At 50.0% G+C, this 16,979-nt stretch carries 11 protein-coding genes and 1 pseudogene; 11 read left to right on the top strand and 1 reads right to left on the bottom strand.

Going from position 1 to position 16,979, the window contains the following annotated elements; genetic code table 11:
- The first annotated feature begins 155 nt into the window (after positions 1–155).
- Positions 156–1,717, top strand: a protein-coding gene (locus tag OIN60_RS11465) for an IS3 family transposase (protein ID WP_305754999.1) whose coding sequence is annotated in 2 segments (ribosomal slippage) — positions 156–792 and positions 792–1,717 — 1,563 coding nt in all. Because the reading frame shifts where the segments join, the coding sequence is not laid out codon by codon here.
- A 99-nt stretch (positions 1,718–1,816) separates the two neighbouring features.
- Here OIN60_RS11465 and OIN60_RS11460 read toward each other — a convergent pair.
- Entirely contained in the window at positions 1,817–2,617 is an 801-nt protein-coding gene (locus tag OIN60_RS11460) for a hypothetical protein (RefSeq protein ID WP_305754998.1), read from the bottom strand.
- Between the two features lie 411 nt (positions 2,618–3,028).
- On the opposite strand from OIN60_RS11460, the gene OIN60_RS22625 reads away from it, so the two are divergent.
- The 10 genes and pseudogenes from OIN60_RS22625 (at position 3,029) to OIN60_RS11415 (ending at position 16,893) form a co-directional block, all read left to right on the top strand.
- A complete protein-coding gene (locus OIN60_RS22625) occupies positions 3,029–3,232 on the top strand; it encodes a DUF5316 family protein (RefSeq protein WP_370872467.1) in 204 nt (67 codons plus the stop codon).
- Positions 3,233–3,981: 749 nt separating this feature from the next.
- A pseudogene (locus OIN60_RS11455) lies at positions 3,982–5,015 on the top strand (ATP-binding cassette domain-containing protein); the annotation flags it as partial.
- A 198-nt stretch (positions 5,016–5,213) separates the two neighbouring features.
- Positions 5,214–6,149: a carbohydrate ABC transporter permease gene (locus OIN60_RS11450; RefSeq protein WP_305754997.1), complete on the top strand. Its 936-nt coding sequence runs from the start codon at positions 5,214–5,216 to the stop codon at positions 6,147–6,149.
- Positions 6,150–6,165: 16 nt separating this feature from the next.
- Positions 6,166–7,008, top strand: a complete 843-nt coding sequence (locus OIN60_RS11445; RefSeq protein ID WP_305754996.1) for a carbohydrate ABC transporter permease — start codon at positions 6,166–6,168, stop codon at positions 7,006–7,008.
- Positions 7,009–7,132: 124 nt separating this feature from the next.
- Entirely contained in the window at positions 7,133–8,491 is a 1,359-nt protein-coding gene (locus tag OIN60_RS11440; protein ID WP_305754995.1) for an ABC transporter substrate-binding protein, read from the top strand.
- Positions 8,492–8,562: 71 nt separating this feature from the next.
- Positions 8,563–10,386, top strand: a complete 1,824-nt coding sequence (locus OIN60_RS11435) for a cache domain-containing sensor histidine kinase (protein ID WP_305754994.1) — start codon at positions 8,563–8,565, stop codon at positions 10,384–10,386.
- Complete coding sequence (locus tag OIN60_RS11430; RefSeq protein ID WP_305754993.1) at positions 10,379–11,983, top strand: response regulator transcription factor; 1,605 nt, start codon at positions 10,379–10,381, stop codon at positions 11,981–11,983. The genes OIN60_RS11435 and OIN60_RS11430 overlap by 8 nt, the downstream gene beginning before the upstream one ends.
- A 33-nt stretch (positions 11,984–12,016) precedes the next feature.
- Positions 12,017–13,903: a heparinase II/III family protein gene (locus OIN60_RS11425; RefSeq protein ID WP_305754992.1), complete on the top strand. Its 1,887-nt coding sequence runs from the start codon at positions 12,017–12,019 to the stop codon at positions 13,901–13,903.
- Entirely contained in the window at positions 13,872–15,005 is a 1,134-nt protein-coding gene (locus OIN60_RS11420) for a glycoside hydrolase family 88 protein (RefSeq protein ID WP_305754991.1), read from the top strand. The genes OIN60_RS11425 and OIN60_RS11420 overlap by 32 nt, the downstream gene beginning before the upstream one ends.
- A 52-nt stretch (positions 15,006–15,057) precedes the next feature.
- Positions 15,058–16,893 carry a DUF2264 domain-containing protein gene (locus OIN60_RS11415; RefSeq protein ID WP_305754990.1) on the top strand — a complete coding sequence of 612 codons (1,836 nt, stop codon included), beginning with the start codon at positions 15,058–15,060 and terminating at the stop codon, positions 16,891–16,893.
- The last annotated feature ends 86 nt before the right edge of the window (positions 16,894–16,979 follow it).

The raw sequence follows: 16,979 nt of genomic DNA, 5'->3' as shown, positions 1-16,979 counted from the left end.
TAATTATTAATAAAAACCAGGCGGCTGACAGGGATTGTCGGTCGCCTTTCAGCATGGATAAAACCAAAATAAAGAGACTGGCCCTAATTGATATGCTCCCCATATAGTAGACAGGTGAAAAAACAAAAGCCTGTTACTGTATGGGGAGTATTTTTATGGAACAAAAGAGGTTTACGGCACTTGAAAAATTGAATATTCTCCAAGAAATTGAATGTGGCGAACTTGGTTTAAAAGCTGTGGCTCGAAAGTACGGATTATCCAAAACATCTGTAGTCAAGTGGCGGAGTCGTTATCAGTTGTACGGTTACGAGGGCTTGGAAGTCCGTTCCCGCTATCAAAAGTATTCGGTAGATCTCAAACGCCAAGCAGTCCAGGATTATCTGGAGGGAGGATTATCGCAATATCAAATCATCGACAAGTATAGCATTGCAAGTCGAACCCAACTCGCCAACTGGATTAAGAAGTATAATGGTCTTAGCATCAGCTTAACCGCTGCTCATTCAGGAGGAACTAGAGCTATGACCAAAGGACGCGTAACCACTTGGCAGGAACGGATCGATATCGTGCTGTATTGTCTGGCAAATGGACAAGACTATACCCAGGCAGCAAGCCGTTTTCACGTTTCTTACCAACAAATATATAGCTGGGTAAAGAAATACGAAGCAGGCGGCGAGGAGGCATTACGGGACGGTAGAGGACGCACCAAAGCAACGGAAGAACTCACGGAGGCAGATCGCCACAGGCTCGCTATGCAAAAACTAGCGTATGAGAATACGCGGCTGCGTGCGGAGAATGCTTTTCTAAAAAAGTTAGAGGAACTCGAAAGGAGGGGACGTTAAGTTGTATTCGTCAGGAGAGCATCTACCTGGCTATTCGGGCCGTTCGGCAAGAGGAGTCTTGCTCCATTCAGCTTTTGTGTGATATCGCAGGAATTCCGCGGTCCAGTTACTACAAATGGTTGAATCGAAAACCCAGTTCCCGGGAAACGGACAATGCGAAACTTACACAGGCCATGCTCCTCCTATATGAAAAGGTGGAGCGAACCTTTGGATATCGCCAGTTGACGCTGCATTTGCGCAGGCAAATGGACAGCATCATTAACGCGAAACGAGTATACCGTCTGATGAAGCTCCAGGGCATCCGGTCTGTCACCCGAAGAAAGAGGAAGAAGTACGTAGGCTCTACGCCTCAGCAGGTTGCAGAGAACGTACTGAATCGTGAATTTGAGGCGGAAATGTCAAACCAAAAATGGGTAACCGATGTAACGGAATTCAAGTACGGCAACGGAAAGAAGGCCTATTTAAGCGCAATTAAGGATCTGCATGACAAGTCTATTGTTGCTTACGTCTTAGGGCATTCTAATAATAATGCGCTGGTCTTTAAGACGCTGGAGTTGGCTTTGAAGGCCGCCCCAGAGAGCCGTCCCTTGCTTCATAGCGACCGTGGTTTCCAGTACACCTCTTTACGCTTTAAGGAGATGTTGGACGAAGCGAAACTCACACAAAGTATGTCCCGGGTGGGCCGTTGTATTGATAACGGACCCATGGAATCCTTTTGGGGAACACTCAAATGTGAGAAGTACTACTTGCATACCTACCAGACCTTTGAAGAGCTCCAAAAAGACATAGATGATTACATACATTTTTACAATTACGAACGGTTACAGGCAAAACTAAACGGCCTCAGCCCCAATGAATTCAGGACCAAGGCCGCTTAACTATCTTTTATTTTTTGTACTGTCTACTTGACGGGGTGCAGTTCAAATTGTTCAAATAGGGCCAGTCTCTTAGTTGAATTTTTCAATTACATCTACTTGTTATGAAGTGAAATTATTGGTTAAGCTATGACTCCATGTAGTTGTCCCTTTTTTATAATTGACTTTTGTTGATACGCCAACTACAGTACTGAGGATTCCCGAACCACCATTAGAAGTTACAGGTTCCCATGATGGGGGAACATCATAACTAAAAGTAGTTCCAGAAACGTTCCAAGTTTTATTTTGACTAAACCCAACACGTCCATAAGTAGCCCCAGATTGTCCTGCTGTTATAGTCCCGCTTGATATGGATACACCAGAATCCAATGCCCATCCACCTGAAACATGTTGAAGGTCCCAGTATTTAACCCCTCTTGGATCGAACCAATCATCAATATAAATTGTGGAGTAGGCTTTATTTCCCAGAGTTGAGTCGTTTCCTGAGGAGTATTTTGATTCATCATAACTAAATGAAGTTATTGCAACTTTGTTAAGTATAATTCCATCTTCATTTTGAGCAGTTTGTAGAATTTGCGCTGTTCTAATGACCTTTGTATTTTCATCAGAACTCCCCAAATCTAGTTGGATATTTGGTGCAGAAGAGATTTCATCCGTACTTAGGTCGCTGATTCCTTCTTCGGCTCTTTTTTCCAATTCTTTCAAATCAGTAATCTCTTGTGCTTCGTAGGTTACCACTAAATTTTGCTTGTCGAAAATATTTGAAACATCATTTTGTGCAGGAGAACTAATCTGAGTTTCTTGGACAGCGGAAATATTGTCCGCATATGCAGGTAAACTGAATAAAGTTAGTGCAATAGAGGCAGTAGTAGATAGAGTGATAACCTTTTTGAATTCAATCATCTTAACCAAAACTTCCCTTATAATGATTTTTTTGTTATTTCTATTTCTATTATATACCAGTGATTTGGGATGTCAATGAATAATTACATAAAAAAGTAGAAAGAAACTGATATTTTGAAATTATTACCTATTATTTCTATAATACTTTACACGAGCTTCGTGGAATAGTAAATGATTGGTATCAAGAAGTTTTTGAAAGCAAAATTTTGTATATGTACTTCATGAAAATAATTTATGTTGATTTGATATTTTGAATTTCTCAGTTCAGCTTGTACTTCAACTAAAAGTTGCAAATGTGTGTGTAATTAGTTACGATTGCATATATAAATTATTTTATGTTTTTTCCTTTCTTACGTTTTCAGTTGAAAATTGAATAATTAGGAGGGCTTAAAAATTACTAATATTTTATTTATGATAGGTGTTGTTTTTATTGTTCTCGCAATTATCATGAGTGGGGTAGGTGTAAGTGGGGATAGGATGCGAGCAAACTACTATAATGAACGAGATGCTGATCCTATGGGTAAAGATAGAAAAATTAGACTAAAATGGACTTTAATCTTTTTTATTTGTGGTGTGATTTTTATCCTTCCAACTATTATAATTCATTTTTTCTAAATTTTAGAGTCTTCCAAGCCTGCGCAGGGCTTGGTATGGGATGCTTTATTGTTGGTCATGTACTGGATGGACGTCGTAGGTGCTAGAGCGTTTCGGCTGGCCATCAAACAGATTGACGATCAAAGAAATCAATGCTACTATAAAATTCAATATATATCAGGAGGCACGTAATCTATGACTTACTCTATGCGTATTCGATAAGCTGGCAATAAAAAAGAAGATTTTTCCACTGTTTGTGGGCTTTTTTATGGTGCTTATTTTTACGTATGAAGACATAGATTGCGATGGGTTTGGCTTTTTTTGTCATGCCTAGTATCGTCGTGTCCTCGTTCGTGATGAATGCAGACCAATGCCCATTGTGGATTTGGATCTGTATTTTTTATTGCCAAAAAACAGCCGGACAATGAAAAATACAGAGAAGAATGAACATGATAAAACAAAATTGGAAGTTAAGCTTCTTTACAAAATGGGCAGACGTTTGGTCTGTTGGCCAGCACTACTTCTTTCTCCATGCCTTTGGGACTTATTGCCTCAGGTATTTTTGCAGACCGAATAGGGATTCATGTGTGGTTCATGTTGTCAGGGTGGTGTATCATAGGCAGTGCTGTGTGTATTGCTTTCACCATCCGAAACTTGGATAAAAAATAGGAGGATTGTACGATGCGAACGATGGATATGCATTGGTACTTCTTTATATAATCCTACTCCTTGAATCGCAGGTGATCCTGCGAACAGAAGGAGGGAACGATATGAACGTATTGATCAAAGCAAGAGATATTTATGTGGAATATATGGGACGTGAAGTTCTGGACATTGATGAATTGGAAATTTATGATTATGACCGCATTGGCCTCGTGGGAGCGAACGGAGCAGGCAAGAGCACATTGTTAAAGCTGCTGTTGGCGGAAGCTCCTTTACCGTATGGCAAAATTGCGCGGGAGGGGAGCTTGGCCTATATTCCACAGTTGGAGGAAGCGGTAGAGGCAGAAGTCAAGGATTATGCTGTCATGGGCAAGCTGAAGGTGGACAAATTAAAAGGGCAGATGGGCGGTGGTGAAGAAACACGGCTTAAAATTGCACAGGCCTTGTCAGGAGAGGTACATGGCATCTTTGCGGATGAGCCGACATCTCACCTGGATCGGGATGGCATTGAATTTTTGATCAATCAGCTTAAATATTACGCTGGCGCCTTGCTCATCATCAGTCATGACCGTTATTTCCTGGATCAGGTCGTCGATAAGATCTGGGAGCTGAAAGAAGGGGGAATTACCGAGTATTGGGGCGGATATTCCGATTACTTGGCGCAGAAGGAAGAAGAACGGCAAAGCCAGGCTGCACACTATAAGCAGTATACCGCTGAACGGGAACGGCTGGAGAAAGCCATCGCCGAAAAAAAGAGTCAGGCCCGGAATATTGACCAAAAAGCGAAGGGCACTTCCAGAAAAAACAGTTCTGAAAGCGGCGGGCGGCTTGGCCATCAGAAAACGCTGGGCAGCAAGCAAAAGAAGCTGCATAATGCTGCTAAAAATTTGGAGCGCAGAATCGAAGCGCTTGGTGATGTGAAACCTCCCGAAGTGATGCGCTCCGTCAAGTTCCGACAGAGCCAGGCCTTGGAGCTCCATAATACATTTCCAATCACGGGGACAGAGTCATTTTTGAGAACGCGTCTGTCCAGCTCCCGTTGGGTGCCAAGATTGCTGTAACTGGGGCAAATGGGACAGGAACAACCACGCTTTTCAAAATGATATTGAATCGTGAGCAGGGCATCTCCTTATCGCCTAAAGTATCAAATCGAGGATAATAAGATCATTCAGAAGGCTTAAAACAAGGGGCGCTTTCCCGGATGGGAACAGGCGCCTCTTTATTTTGGGAAAAAGTCAAAATGAGCGTGAAGATGATCAAAATACCGTCAAAGTGAAGGTGATAGTTTTTTTATAATGAGAGCATCTTCAAATTCACGACGATAAGCGAGGTGTTCGAAATGGATCAACCTTCCCACGCTCTGACAGGCAAAACCTTGGCCTGGAACAAACGGCGGTCCCTCCAGACCGGAGAGACATTGGCGGGGCTCCTGTTCGTCGGGCCGATGCTGCTAGGCGTAACTATTCTCGTGCTGCTGCCGATTATTGCGACCATTGTGCTGAGCTTTGCGGATTGGAACTTCGTCGCCGGCTGGGATGGCATCCGATGGGTCGGCTTTGGCAATTTCGAGAATCTGCTGAAGGATGAGGCCTTCGTCAGATCAGTACGCAACAATATTGTCTTTCTACTCACCGTTCCCGTATACATGCTGATCTCCATGGTGCTGGCCGTTCTTATCAACAAAAATGTGTATTGGAAAGGGTACTTCAAGGTCGCTTACTTCATGCCCTATATCTCCAGCATTGTGGCCGTGGCCATCGTATGGCAGGTGCTGTTTCAGCCGTCGTATGGCCCGATCAATGAATTTCTGAAGGCGATTGGCATCGCCAACCCGCCAAAGTGGATTGCGGACCCTAATTTCGCCCTGATCTCCATCATGATGATCTCCATCTGGACGTCCATCGGGTTCAATATGATTATCTACCTTGCCGGCCTGCAATCAATTCCGGAGGACTTGTACGAAGCGGCGGAGATGGACGGCGCAGGCGTCTGGGTGAAGTTCTCCCGCATCACGTTTCCGCTGCTGTCCCCAACCTCATTTTTCCTGCTGGTTACGGGCATCATTTCGACGTTCAAGGTATTCGACATCATCGCTGTCATGACGCAAGGCGGCCCAATCGGCTCCACGAGCATGATGGTCTGGTACTTATACGAGCAAGCCTTCGTCAACCTTAAGGTAGGTTATGCATCCTCGGTTTCCGTAGTCCTGCTGCTGTTCGTGCTGCTGATCACGTTCGGGCAATGGGCGGCCCAGAAGAAATGGGTCAATTACTAGCGAAAGGAGAGAAGCCATGAAAGCGCAAGCGGTAAAATGGGACTGGCGCAAACTTATGATCACCGTTATCGTGTTTGCGGTCAGTCTGCTGTTTCTGCTTCCATTTTTCTGGATGCTGATTACCTCCTTCAAGGTCGAGAAGGACGTATTTGCTTATCCGATCCAATGGATTCCGAAAGAATGGAATGCGGTGGAGAATTACATGGAGGTTTGGTTCGGGGATTACCCGTTTTATCTCTATTACTGGAATTCGATCAAAGTAGCCGTGCTGACAACCTGCATATCCTGTCTGGTTTCGAGCCTTGCGGCCTATGGTTTTTCCAAGGTGAATTTCCCGGCAGGCAAATGGCTGTTCATGATTGTCCTTGCGACTTATATGGTTCCAGGACAAGCAACGCTGATCCCGCAGTTTATTTTGTACCGTAACATCGGCCTGTTCGACAGCCATCTGGGCCTGATTTTGCTGGGCAGCTTCAGCGTGCTCGGCACATTCATGCTGCGGCAGTTTTTTATGGGGGTGCACCAGGAATTCATTGAATCGGCGAAAATTGACGGTGCTCACCATGGAAGAATTTTCTGGTCAATCGCGCTGCCGCTCGTCAAACCTGCCGTTGCGACCTATGCGATACTGCGCTTCATCTGGACCTGGAACGATTATCAGAATCCGCTTATCTTTCTGCGTTCCGATGAGCTGTTCACGATTCAGCTTGCGATGCAAAAATTCACCTCCCTGAGCGGAGAATTTTATTCCCTGATCATGGCGGCGGCGGTATCGGCTATTTTTCCTCTACTTATCGTGTTCATCATCGGGCAAAAGAGTGTGATCAGCGGTATTGCTTTAGGTGGCGTCAAAGGTTAATGTAAGCGTATTCATATAAGTCAAAATAATTCGGAAGAAGTCAATATTGTTTCATGAGCCGCCAGACCATGTCGGTTACAATGTGATGGAATCCAGCGATATTCATAAAGGGAGGGTCTTGCAGATGAATAAAAAATGGCTGAAGGGCGTCTTGTCCGGTGCTCTGCTGACTGGGCTGCTTGCCGGCTGCAGCGGCGGAGATGCTGCACCTGAAGGCGGCTCTGAAGGTAAAGGAGTCAACCTGCGTCTGTATACGTATGGAACGGAGGAGGCCTACAACTGGAAAAAGACGATTGCCTCCTATGAGGAAGCAAATCCCGGCATTACGGTGGAGGTCGTCAATTTGAGCGAGAAGGGCGATACGGCAGAGGCGTCGAAAAAGCTGGATCTTGCCGCAGCTTCAGGGGAGCCGATGGATATCCTCATGTTCAGCGACGCTGCCGGATACGCGCAGCGTGTAGCGCTTGGCATGGCGGAGCCGCTTGACGATTACATCGCCAAAGACGGTTATAAGGTGGAAGAAGACTACAAAATCGACACTCGCCTGGACGGAAAAGTCTATGCGCTGCCGGGCAAGTTCAATCCATGGTATGTGCTGTTGAACAAGGATCATCTGGATGAGGCGGGCCTGCAGGTTCCTACAGATTGGACCTGGGACGAATATGCCGAATATGCGAAAAAGCTGACCAAAGGTGAAGGCGCTTCCAAAAGGTACGGGACTTACTTCCACGGACCGCAAGGAGGCGGCTGGCTGGAGTTTGTGAAGCTGATGATGATCAATCAGCCGCAAGGCGCCGATTACTTGAAGGCGGACGGCTCCTCCAATCTGGACAATCCGAATTTCAAGCGCACGCTGGAGCTGCGGGTGAAGATGGAGAAGCAGGATCAGTCCTCGGTCCCTTATTCGGATATGATCTCACAAAAGCTGAATTACCGGACACAGTTTTTCAACCAGTCGGCGAGCATGATTACGATTGGAAGCTGGATGAACACGGAGATCGGCGGCACGGAAAAGGTACCTCTGACGTTCCATGTGGCTGTAGCGCCGTTCCCGAAAAACGATAAGGGTGATTCAATCGGTAATGCGCCGGTGACAACGGATTACGTTTCAGTCGCGGCAAGCTCCAAGCATAAGCAGGAGGCTTATGATTTCGTCCGTTGGTATACCACGGAAGGGCAAGTTGTGCAAAACAAAAATGTTCCCGCCTGGAATCAGGTGAAGGAGGAGGAAGTAACCAAGATCATTGAGAATATACTGGCAGGCACGAAAAATCCTGAGCTTGTCGATCAACAATCGCTGGTGAAAACGCTCCTTGCCTCGAAGGCCTCTGAGCTGGTGCCGCCTGCTTCGTATCAGGCGGAGGTATATAAGGCGATCAATGAGGAATACGAGAAGCTTATTCTCGGCAATCAGAATATCGATACGACGGTCAAAAACAGCCAGGAACGCACGCAAAAGATTATTGATTCCAACAAAAAATAGTATAGTATAATGACCCTGTGCAGGGGCGTGAGGAACGCCCCCTTTTTTCTATTATAAGGGGGACATCAAGAATGCTTGGCAGATTACGGGAACATCTATTGTCGCAATCGATCCGCAATAAGCTGCTTTTGACCGCTATTGCTTGTGTTTTACTGCCCGCGGCTATTTCGCTGCTGACCTACAACGCTCTAACACAGGAGGCGGTTCAACGACAGGCGATGTCCAACGCGCAGGATTCCCTCCAGCTCGTAAACGGCTCTGTCACAGGTCTGTTCAAGAGCATGCTGAACATTGCGAATTATATTCAGGTCGATGCGGATATGAATTCTTATTTCAAAATTATTAATGCTGGCGGCAGCGTATCCTCCGAGCCCTATGCGGCCTTTGTACAGGAAAAAAACATACTGGAGCAGTTGGAAAGCCTGACGGTAATCGGTGATAAAAGCTATGTGACCGTGCTGCTGACCAATGGGAAAACCTACACTAACTATTCGACCAGCGACTACAATCCCGTTAAGCTGACACGGGAACCGTGGTTCTGGGAGCTCGACAAGCTGCGGGGATTTCAGTCCTATTGGGTGGCGACGAGGCCAACGGTTTTCAGCATGGAGAAGCTTGACAACCCTTATCAAATTTCCGTAGCCCGAACGCTAAGGCTTGATAACGGGGAAATATACGGCTACATCATCGTGACCGTCATGGAGAATCAGGTCAATGCGATCTTCGATCGGCTAAGCGCCGGCCAGGAGGTCATGCTGGTGGATCGCTCCAATCGAATCCTTTCTCATAAGGACAGGAACCGGATCGGCCAGGAGCTGGAATACCAGTTCCCCGAACATGGAGGGTCAGCCGGCTCAGCGGTCATGAAGGCGGGAGAAGCGCAATATTTGGTTGCCGATCAGTTCATTGCCTTTAATGACTGGCGGCTCGTCTCAGTTCAGCCATACAAGCAGGCGGCAGTCAATATCAGCTCGATTTTCAAGCGTGTTTTTTTGTTTCAGCTTGTTTCCTTTTTCTTTTTTCTGCTGCTGCTCATCACGCTGCTCCGGGCATTTACGAAGCCGCTTGTCATCCTTGGTAAAGTCACGGCAGCGGTTCAGACAGGCAACCTGGACGTCCGTTCCGGCATCCGGGGACAGGATGAGATTGGGCGACTTGGCTTCCTGTTCGATCAGATGCTTGACCGTGTGAAGCAGATGCTGGCAGAGGTATCCGAGACGCAGGCGCGCAAACGCAAGGCGGAGCTGCGGATGCTGCAGGCGCAAATCAACCCGCATTTTCTGTTCAACGTGCTCAATTCGATTCGTATGAAGGCGATGCGGGGCGGAGATCAGGACAGCGCGAAGATGATCGGTTCGCTGTCCAGACTGCTGCGGATGACCATTACGAACGAGAACGATGATATTCATCTTCATGAGGAAATTGATCTGATTACCTGTTATGTGGAGCTGATGAATCTGCGGCAAAAGGAAGAGGTGGAGCTGAAACTTGATATCACATCCGAAGCTTTCATGATTCAAGTGCCCCGCTTTTTCCTGCAGCCGATTGTTGAGAACGCTATCATCCACGGATTGGGCCAGAGCAGGGGCATGATTGCCGTCCGCGCCGTTAAGCTTGATGGGGCGTTTGAATTATCTGTGGAGGATGATGGGAACGGGATGAACGAGGAGGAGCTGGATCAGCTCCGGAGGAGTATTCATACCTATCATGACGGAATTTTGCACGGACGAGAAGAGCTCCGCAGCAGATTTTCCGGTATCGGTCTTCCTAATGTCATGGAACGGATGAGAATGGTGTTTGGAGACGGTTTCCGAATGGATGTGAGGAGCAGGCAGGGGAATGGAACCCAGATCGTGATGCGGATTCCGGAGAGGGGGAAGGCGTCTGATGTATAACGTTATGCTGGCGGATGATGATTATCCGGTGATCGAATTGCTGAGTGAGATGATCGAGTGGGAACGGCTCGGTTACCGGCTGATCGGAACCCATGAGAACGGGCTAAGCGCATGGGAGCAAGCGCAGCGGGAGATGCCGGATGTGCTCATTACGGATATCGGGATGCCGAAGCTGGACGGACTTGAGCTGGCGGCCCGCATATGTGAGCGGCAGGCCGGGGTGCGGATCGTCATCCTGTCCTGTCACAGCGAATTTCAGTTTGCGAGGCAGGCGATGCGGCTGAATGTGCAGGAGTATTTTCTGAAGGATGCCCTTGATCCAGAGGATTTGTCGCGGCTGCTCGTGCGGCTGAAGGAGGGCCTGGATGAAGAACGGCGCATGAACTGGGAGCAGGAGCGGCTGCGCAGGCTGCTGCAGGAGACGAAGGGACTGCGCAGAGAGAAGGCGATCAAAAATTTTATTCATCAGCCGCTGCTGTCGCCAGAGGCCTGGAAGCGGGATGCCGAAGGTTACGGCCTGTTGTTAAGCGGTGAGCAATGTCTGCCTGTGGTCGGCTTTGTTGACAATTACCGGCTGGTGAAGCATCGCTTTGCGTCCGATCAGACACTGCTGTTCGCGGTGGGAAATGTGATGGACGAAGTGCTGCAGGGAGGGGCGCTGCGCGGGCAGCATATTGGCTACGATGTAAAGCGCTCTCTGCTGCTATTCTCCTACAAACCTACGCTGAAGGTTAACATCATGGATTTGCTTAAGGATTCGCTTCGTCAAATGCAAAATACGTTGATGCAGGTGCTGAAAATCCGCATGTCTTTTCTCATTGGCTCGGCTTCGGCAGCACCGGAGATGCTCAAAACAAGTCTCATAGAGCTGCTGGACAGCGGAGAACAGCGTTTTTATTTGCGTGAAGCCGATTGCGCCAAGCGTTGCCGTGCCGTCCCGCAAGCGCAACAGGATTTGTTCCGGTATTATGATGAAGCAAACCAGCAACTGCGGGCTGTGCTGCTGGGGAAGAGCGTTCAGGAAGCTCAACTGGCTGCAGAGCAATGGATTATCTTTATTCGGGAGCAGCAATATCCGTCCGAAATGGTGAAGGATTGGCTGCTCAAGCTGCTGCTTGATTTGAAGCTGAAGCTGTACTCTCTCCAGCCTGTTCTTTCCAGCCATACGGCCGATACGCTGCATCGGGAGATCGCGGAGCTGGATTCGCTTGATCAGCTTGGCGACTGGCTGGCTGATCACCTGTGCGCGTTCGTCTCAGCCAAAGCGGAGTCTGTATCGTACGGCAAACGGGCGGAAATATCGGAAGCGTACAAATATGTTGCGCTGAATATCGGACGGCGGATCAGCCTTGACGAGGTGGCAGAGCATCTGCATCTGAATGCCAGCTATTTCAGCCGTCTGTTCAAAAAGGAGACAGGAGTGACCTTTATCGAATATGTCACGCGCATGAAGGTGGAGCGGGCCAAGGAGCTGCTTGACCACACGACACATACGGTCGGGGAAATATGCGAGCTGCTCGGATATGACAACCAGAGTTATTTCATTAAGACGTTCAAAGCCCATACCGGATCGACGCCTGCCGAGTATCGGGGATAAGAACAGGGCATTGAGGCCAGGGGAGTGACAGTTATGCTGAACACTAAAGATGTGCGTGTGAAAATGGAGCGCTTGGCTCCGGCAAGCCCGGATTTTTATTACAGGGGGCACAGTCCGCAGGAGTTTTGGCAAAGGATAGGCGCTTCAGACGAATACAAAGTGATGATGGATGAGATTCGGCAGGAGGGGGAGCGGCTAACCGATATACCGATTCCGGAGCTGACCTATGGCTTGTTCACATTATTCGAAAAGCAGGGCTCGCGGCTGGAATATGAAAGCGTATACTTTGAGCGGAGACGACGTTTAAATACGTTAACACTTCTCTGGCTGCTGGAGCCGGACAACGAGCGCTTCGCCGCCGAACTGTACGAAATCATCTGGTCCATATGCAATGAATACACCTGGTGTCTGCCTGCGCATGTCCAGAATATGAATGTGCGCGGAGCCATCGACCTGTTTGCGGCGGAAACGGGCTTTACGCTGAGCGAAATTGGGCTGCTGTTGGGAGAGAGGCTGCCGCCGCTTCTGCGCGTCCGCATCAGGGAGGAGGTAGAAGCCCGTCTCCTCAAGCCTTATCTGGAAGGGGGAGCATTCAGCTGGGAAACGGCGACTCATAACTGGGCTGCTGTCTGCGCCGGATCGATTGGCGCTGCCTCGCTGTTGCTGCTTGAACCGTCGGAGCGGTTGACCGCTATCATCGTCAAGGTCCTTGGCTCCATGTCCTGTTATCTGGACGGCTTTGGGGATGATGGAGCTTGCCTGGAGGGCTTAGGTTACTGGAATTACGGCTTTGGTTATTTCGTGTATTTTGCGGATTTGCTCAAGCAGCGAACACAAGGTGCCATCAACTTATTTGAATATCCCAAAATTCGCCAAATTTCGTTATTCCAGCAAAAATGCTATTTGCACAGCGACTCCACGGTGAATTTCTCGGACTCGCTCGGCCGCGTGCCGGTGCAAATCGGGCTGACGCATTATTTAGCGCGATTGTATCCGGAAATGGAACTGCCGCCTGCCTCTATTCGCGCTTCGTATACAGACGATCACTGCAGCAGGTGGGCGCCGGCTCTGCGCAATATCGTCTGGTATGACCCGGGGAAACGGCACAGCCGCTGGCGGGATGCGGATTATTATTTGCCGGATGCGGAGTGGATCGTCTCGCGCTATTCGACGAAACACGGAAGCTTCGGATTTGCCGCGAAGGGCGGATCGAATGACGAGCCGCATAATCATAACGATATCGGCGGATTTATCCTTTATGCCGCTGGGATTGCGCTTGTGGCGGAGCTGGGGCCCGGTGAATATACGGCCGCTTACTTTGGCGAAGGTCGCTACAGCTTCGACTGCAACGGCTCGCAAGGGCATAGCGTTCCGATTGTGGATGGTTGCTTTCAGCAAAGCGGCCGCGCCAGCAGGGCGAAGGTGCTGGAGGCTGTAACCGGTGACGAGGAGGCCCGCTTCCGGCTGGACATGACGGCCGCTTATCCTGTCCCGCATCTGTCCTCGCTCATGCGCCAGCTCGTATGGAACAAATCCGGATTGCCTTCGCTTCAGTTGACGGATGAATTTAACTTCACTTCTGTGCCGGGAAGTCTCGTCGAACGCATTGTGACGATGTGTCCGCCGGTGATGCAGGATGCGGGGGCAGGCGGGACACAGGGACAGCCGGGCAGCCTGCTGCTGAGAGGTAATAGCGGCCGTCATGCAGCAAGGGCCAGGTACGATCCTGAACAGGTGAGGCCCATGGTCACGAAGCGTGTGTACAGCAATCATTTTGGCAGCTCTACGCCTTGGTACACAGTGGATTTTGAGCTGCTGCATCCGGAACGGTCCGTTCGGGTGGAATTGAACTTTGCAACGTTATGGATGGAATGGGAGGGTGACCCTATTGGAGAGACAGATACCGGAATGGCTGAATGAAGCCTGGGAGAGCACAGTTCGCAAAACCGTGCGGATCAGCGAGCGGATTGGCTCGGGTTTTCCGCATGCCAGCGTTGGTGGGACCTACGTGCTGGAGGAACCGCATTGGTGGACGGCTGGCTTCTGGCCGGGCTTGCTGTGGCTCGTTTACGAGGAGTGCGCGGACGAGCGCCTGCGCAAGCTGGCGGAGCAGTGTGAGGAGCGCCTTGATGCAGTACTGCACGATTACACCCGGCTTGATCATGATCTTGGTTTCATGTGGACGCTTACGAGCATCGCTTCCTATAAGCTGACCCAATCCGCCGAATCCAGGCGCCGGGCGCTGCAGGCAGCCAACTATTTGGCGGGCCGTTTTAATTTGAAAGGACGATATATCCGTGCCTGGAATCCGTGGAGGGAAGGGGAGGACAATGCAGGTTTAGCCATCATCGACTGCTGCATGAACATGCCTCTTCTCCACTGGGCTTCGAGAACGAGTGGTGATCCGCGCTACAGTCATATCGCCCAGGCGCATATGGAGACGGTGCTGGAGCATTTTATCCGGCCTGACGGGTCGGTGTATCATATCGTGCAGTTTGACCCTTCTACCGGAGCATGTGTGGGCAAGCTGGGCGGACAGGGATACGCACCGGAATCTGCCTGGTCGCGAGGGACGGCTTGGGCGCTGTATGGTCTGACGCTGGCCTACCATCATACGGGGGAGCGAAAGTACATCGACGCAGCCAAGCGTGTGGCGCATTATTTCTTGTCGCAGTTGCCGGAGGATTCGGTCCCGTACTGGGATTTCCGCATCCCGCCGGAGGTCACGAAATATCGGGATTCATCCGCAGGGGCATGCGCGGCCAGCGGCCTGCTGCTGCTGGCCGAGAAGACAGGCGAGCTGGAGGCCGCTACCTATCATAAGGCAGGGGTGCGCATTCTAGAGTCTCTATACCGTAATTACGGTACGTGGGACGATCATACAGAGGAAGGGCTCATCAAGCACGGCACGAGTCATTATCCTGAGGGAAAAAACATCGATGTTCCGCTTATTTATGGCGACTATTATTTTGTGGAAGGGCTCGTCCGCCTGCGTGGAGGGCGAACGATGTTCTGGGAATAGGTGTACTGATCCGTGTTATGGCTATCATTGAATATAAGGAGGTTTTGTCTGCATGACCAGTTATTCCGCTATCGCGGACAATCCGCTGATTACGAGGCAAGACTTGCAGCTGGCATTCGAGCAGCTTGCTGTTCCGCTGAAACAGTTTTACAGCGAGGGCGGGGCCCGGCTGAGAATTGGAGTGGCAGGTGCCAGTTATGATTCGGCTACAGCCGAGATGGAAGGTTTCTCGCGTGTCATGTGGGGGATGGTGCCGCTGCTTGCGGGCGGTGGGGAATCGGAGCTGTGGGACACCTGTCTGCGCGGGCTTGAGAACGGTACAAATCCCGATCACGAAGAATATTGGGGCGATGTTCGCGATTATGACCAGCGACTCGTTGAAATGGCGGCATTAGGCTTCGCCCTGCTGCTTGTGCCAGAACGGGTATGGGAGCCGATGTCCGATACTGCCCGCCGGAACTTGTACAACTGGCTGAACCAGATTAACCATTATTGTCTGCATGACTGCAATTGGCTGTTCTTCCACGTGCTTGTCAACATGGGCTTCCGGAAGGTGGGGTTGCCTTATGATCAGGAGCAAATGGAAACCAACCTGCGCAGAATTGACGACTTTTACTTGTCGGAAGGCTGGTACGCCGACGGTGTCGGAGGGCATTGCGATTATTACGGTCCGTTTGCGCTGCATTATTACGGTTTGTTATATGCGTGTCTTACGGAGCGGGAAGATCCGGAACGAGCGGCGCTGTACAAAGAACGGGCGTCTCTGTTCGCAAGCCAGTTTATCAACTGGTTTGCGGAGGATGGGGCAGCGCTCCCCTACGGGAGAAGCCTGACTTACCGTTTCGCGCAATCGGCCTTCTGGAGTGCACTGGCATACGCTGGAGTGGATGCGTTCCCTTTGGGTGTGCTGAAAGGACTGGTCCTGCGCAATTTGCGCTGGTGGTTCAGCAAGCCTATCTTCGATGCAACCGGGCTGCTGACGGTCGGTTATGCTTATCCCAACCTGATCATGGCCGAAAATTATAACTCGCCGGCTTCGCCATACTGGGCGCTAAAAGCATTTTTGCCTCTGGCGCTTTCCGAGGATCACCCGTTCTGGACAGCAGAGGAGCTTTCGCTTCCGTCCCTGCCTGCCGTTTCGGTTCAACCACCGGCTCAGCTGGTGCTTTGCCGTGATCAGCACACGGGGCATGTCGCCGCCTTTAATACAGGGCATCCGGGTTCGAATGAGCATACACATACATCAGCCAAGTATGAGAAATTTGTCTACTCCACCAGCTTTGCCTTCAGCGTGCCCAGAGCGGAATGGGGCCTGTCCCAAGGGGCGTTTGATTCCATGCTGGCGCTGAGTGAAGGAGATAATCTGTACCGGGTGCGAAGAAAAAATGAAGTGACGAATATCCGCGCCAATGTGCTGTACGCCAAATGGCAGCCATGGAACGACGTTGAGGTGCGGACGTGGATCGTTGCCGGGCTTCCCTGGCACATTCGGATTCACCGGATTGAGTCTGCCCGCAGGCTTGATGCCGCAGAAGGAGGTTTTGCACTGGGTATCGGAGAGGCAGTGCAGGTCTCAGCGAATGGACTTGGCGCCGCCGCTGTCAGTGAACACGGGGGTGTAGCGGTTCGTGGCAAGCTGGGCTTCGAGCTGGCGGAGCTCGTGTACCCAGATGCGAACACAAATTTGCTTCATCCACGAACGGTTATTCCGACATTAAGGGCATCGCTTCAACCGGGAACACACTGGCTTGCCTCTGCCATATACGGCCGACCGGGAGCAGGCGGCTTGCTTACCGAACTCGAAGACGCCTGCTCCGTTACAATTGAAGAGAATGTTATTCGGGTCACAACAAGCGAAGGAGAACCCATCGCGCTGTCTCTCATATAACATGTAAAGTGTTGACCACGATCGTTACTTCGATCGTGGTCTTTTTTTGTAGAGAATGTCCGTCAGAAATGGTCCGCCATAAAACT

It is taken from the genome of Paenibacillus zeirhizosphaerae (genome assembly GCF_030705605.1).
Lineage (GTDB): Bacteria > Bacillota > Bacilli > Paenibacillales > Paenibacillaceae > Paenibacillus > Paenibacillus zeirhizosphaerae.
This window is presented reverse-complemented; position numbering and strand designations above follow the sequence as displayed.

What these genes read in the sequence shown, in the direction of transcription:
- OIN60_RS11460 (WP_305754998.1), bottom strand. Translation starts at nt 2,617, where the DNA reads ATGATTGAATTCAAAAAGGTTATCACTCTATCTACTACTGCCTCTATT.
- OIN60_RS22625 (WP_370872467.1), top strand. Translation starts at nt 3,029, where the DNA reads ATGATAGGTGTTGTTTTTATTGTTCTCGCAATTATCATGAGTGGGGTA.
- OIN60_RS11450 (WP_305754997.1), top strand. Translation starts at nt 5,214, where the DNA reads ATGGATCAACCTTCCCACGCTCTGACAGGCAAAACCTTGGCCTGGAAC.
- OIN60_RS11445 (WP_305754996.1), top strand. Translation starts at nt 6,166, where the DNA reads ATGAAAGCGCAAGCGGTAAAATGGGACTGGCGCAAACTTATGATCACC.
- OIN60_RS11440 (WP_305754995.1), top strand. Translation starts at nt 7,133, where the DNA reads ATGAATAAAAAATGGCTGAAGGGCGTCTTGTCCGGTGCTCTGCTGACT.
- OIN60_RS11435 (WP_305754994.1), top strand. Translation starts at nt 8,563, where the DNA reads ATGCTTGGCAGATTACGGGAACATCTATTGTCGCAATCGATCCGCAAT.
- OIN60_RS11430 (WP_305754993.1), top strand. Translation starts at nt 10,379, where the DNA reads ATGTATAACGTTATGCTGGCGGATGATGATTATCCGGTGATCGAATTG.
- OIN60_RS11425 (WP_305754992.1), top strand. Translation starts at nt 12,017, where the DNA reads ATGCTGAACACTAAAGATGTGCGTGTGAAAATGGAGCGCTTGGCTCCG.
- OIN60_RS11415 (WP_305754990.1), top strand. Translation starts at nt 15,058, where the DNA reads ATGACCAGTTATTCCGCTATCGCGGACAATCCGCTGATTACGAGGCAA.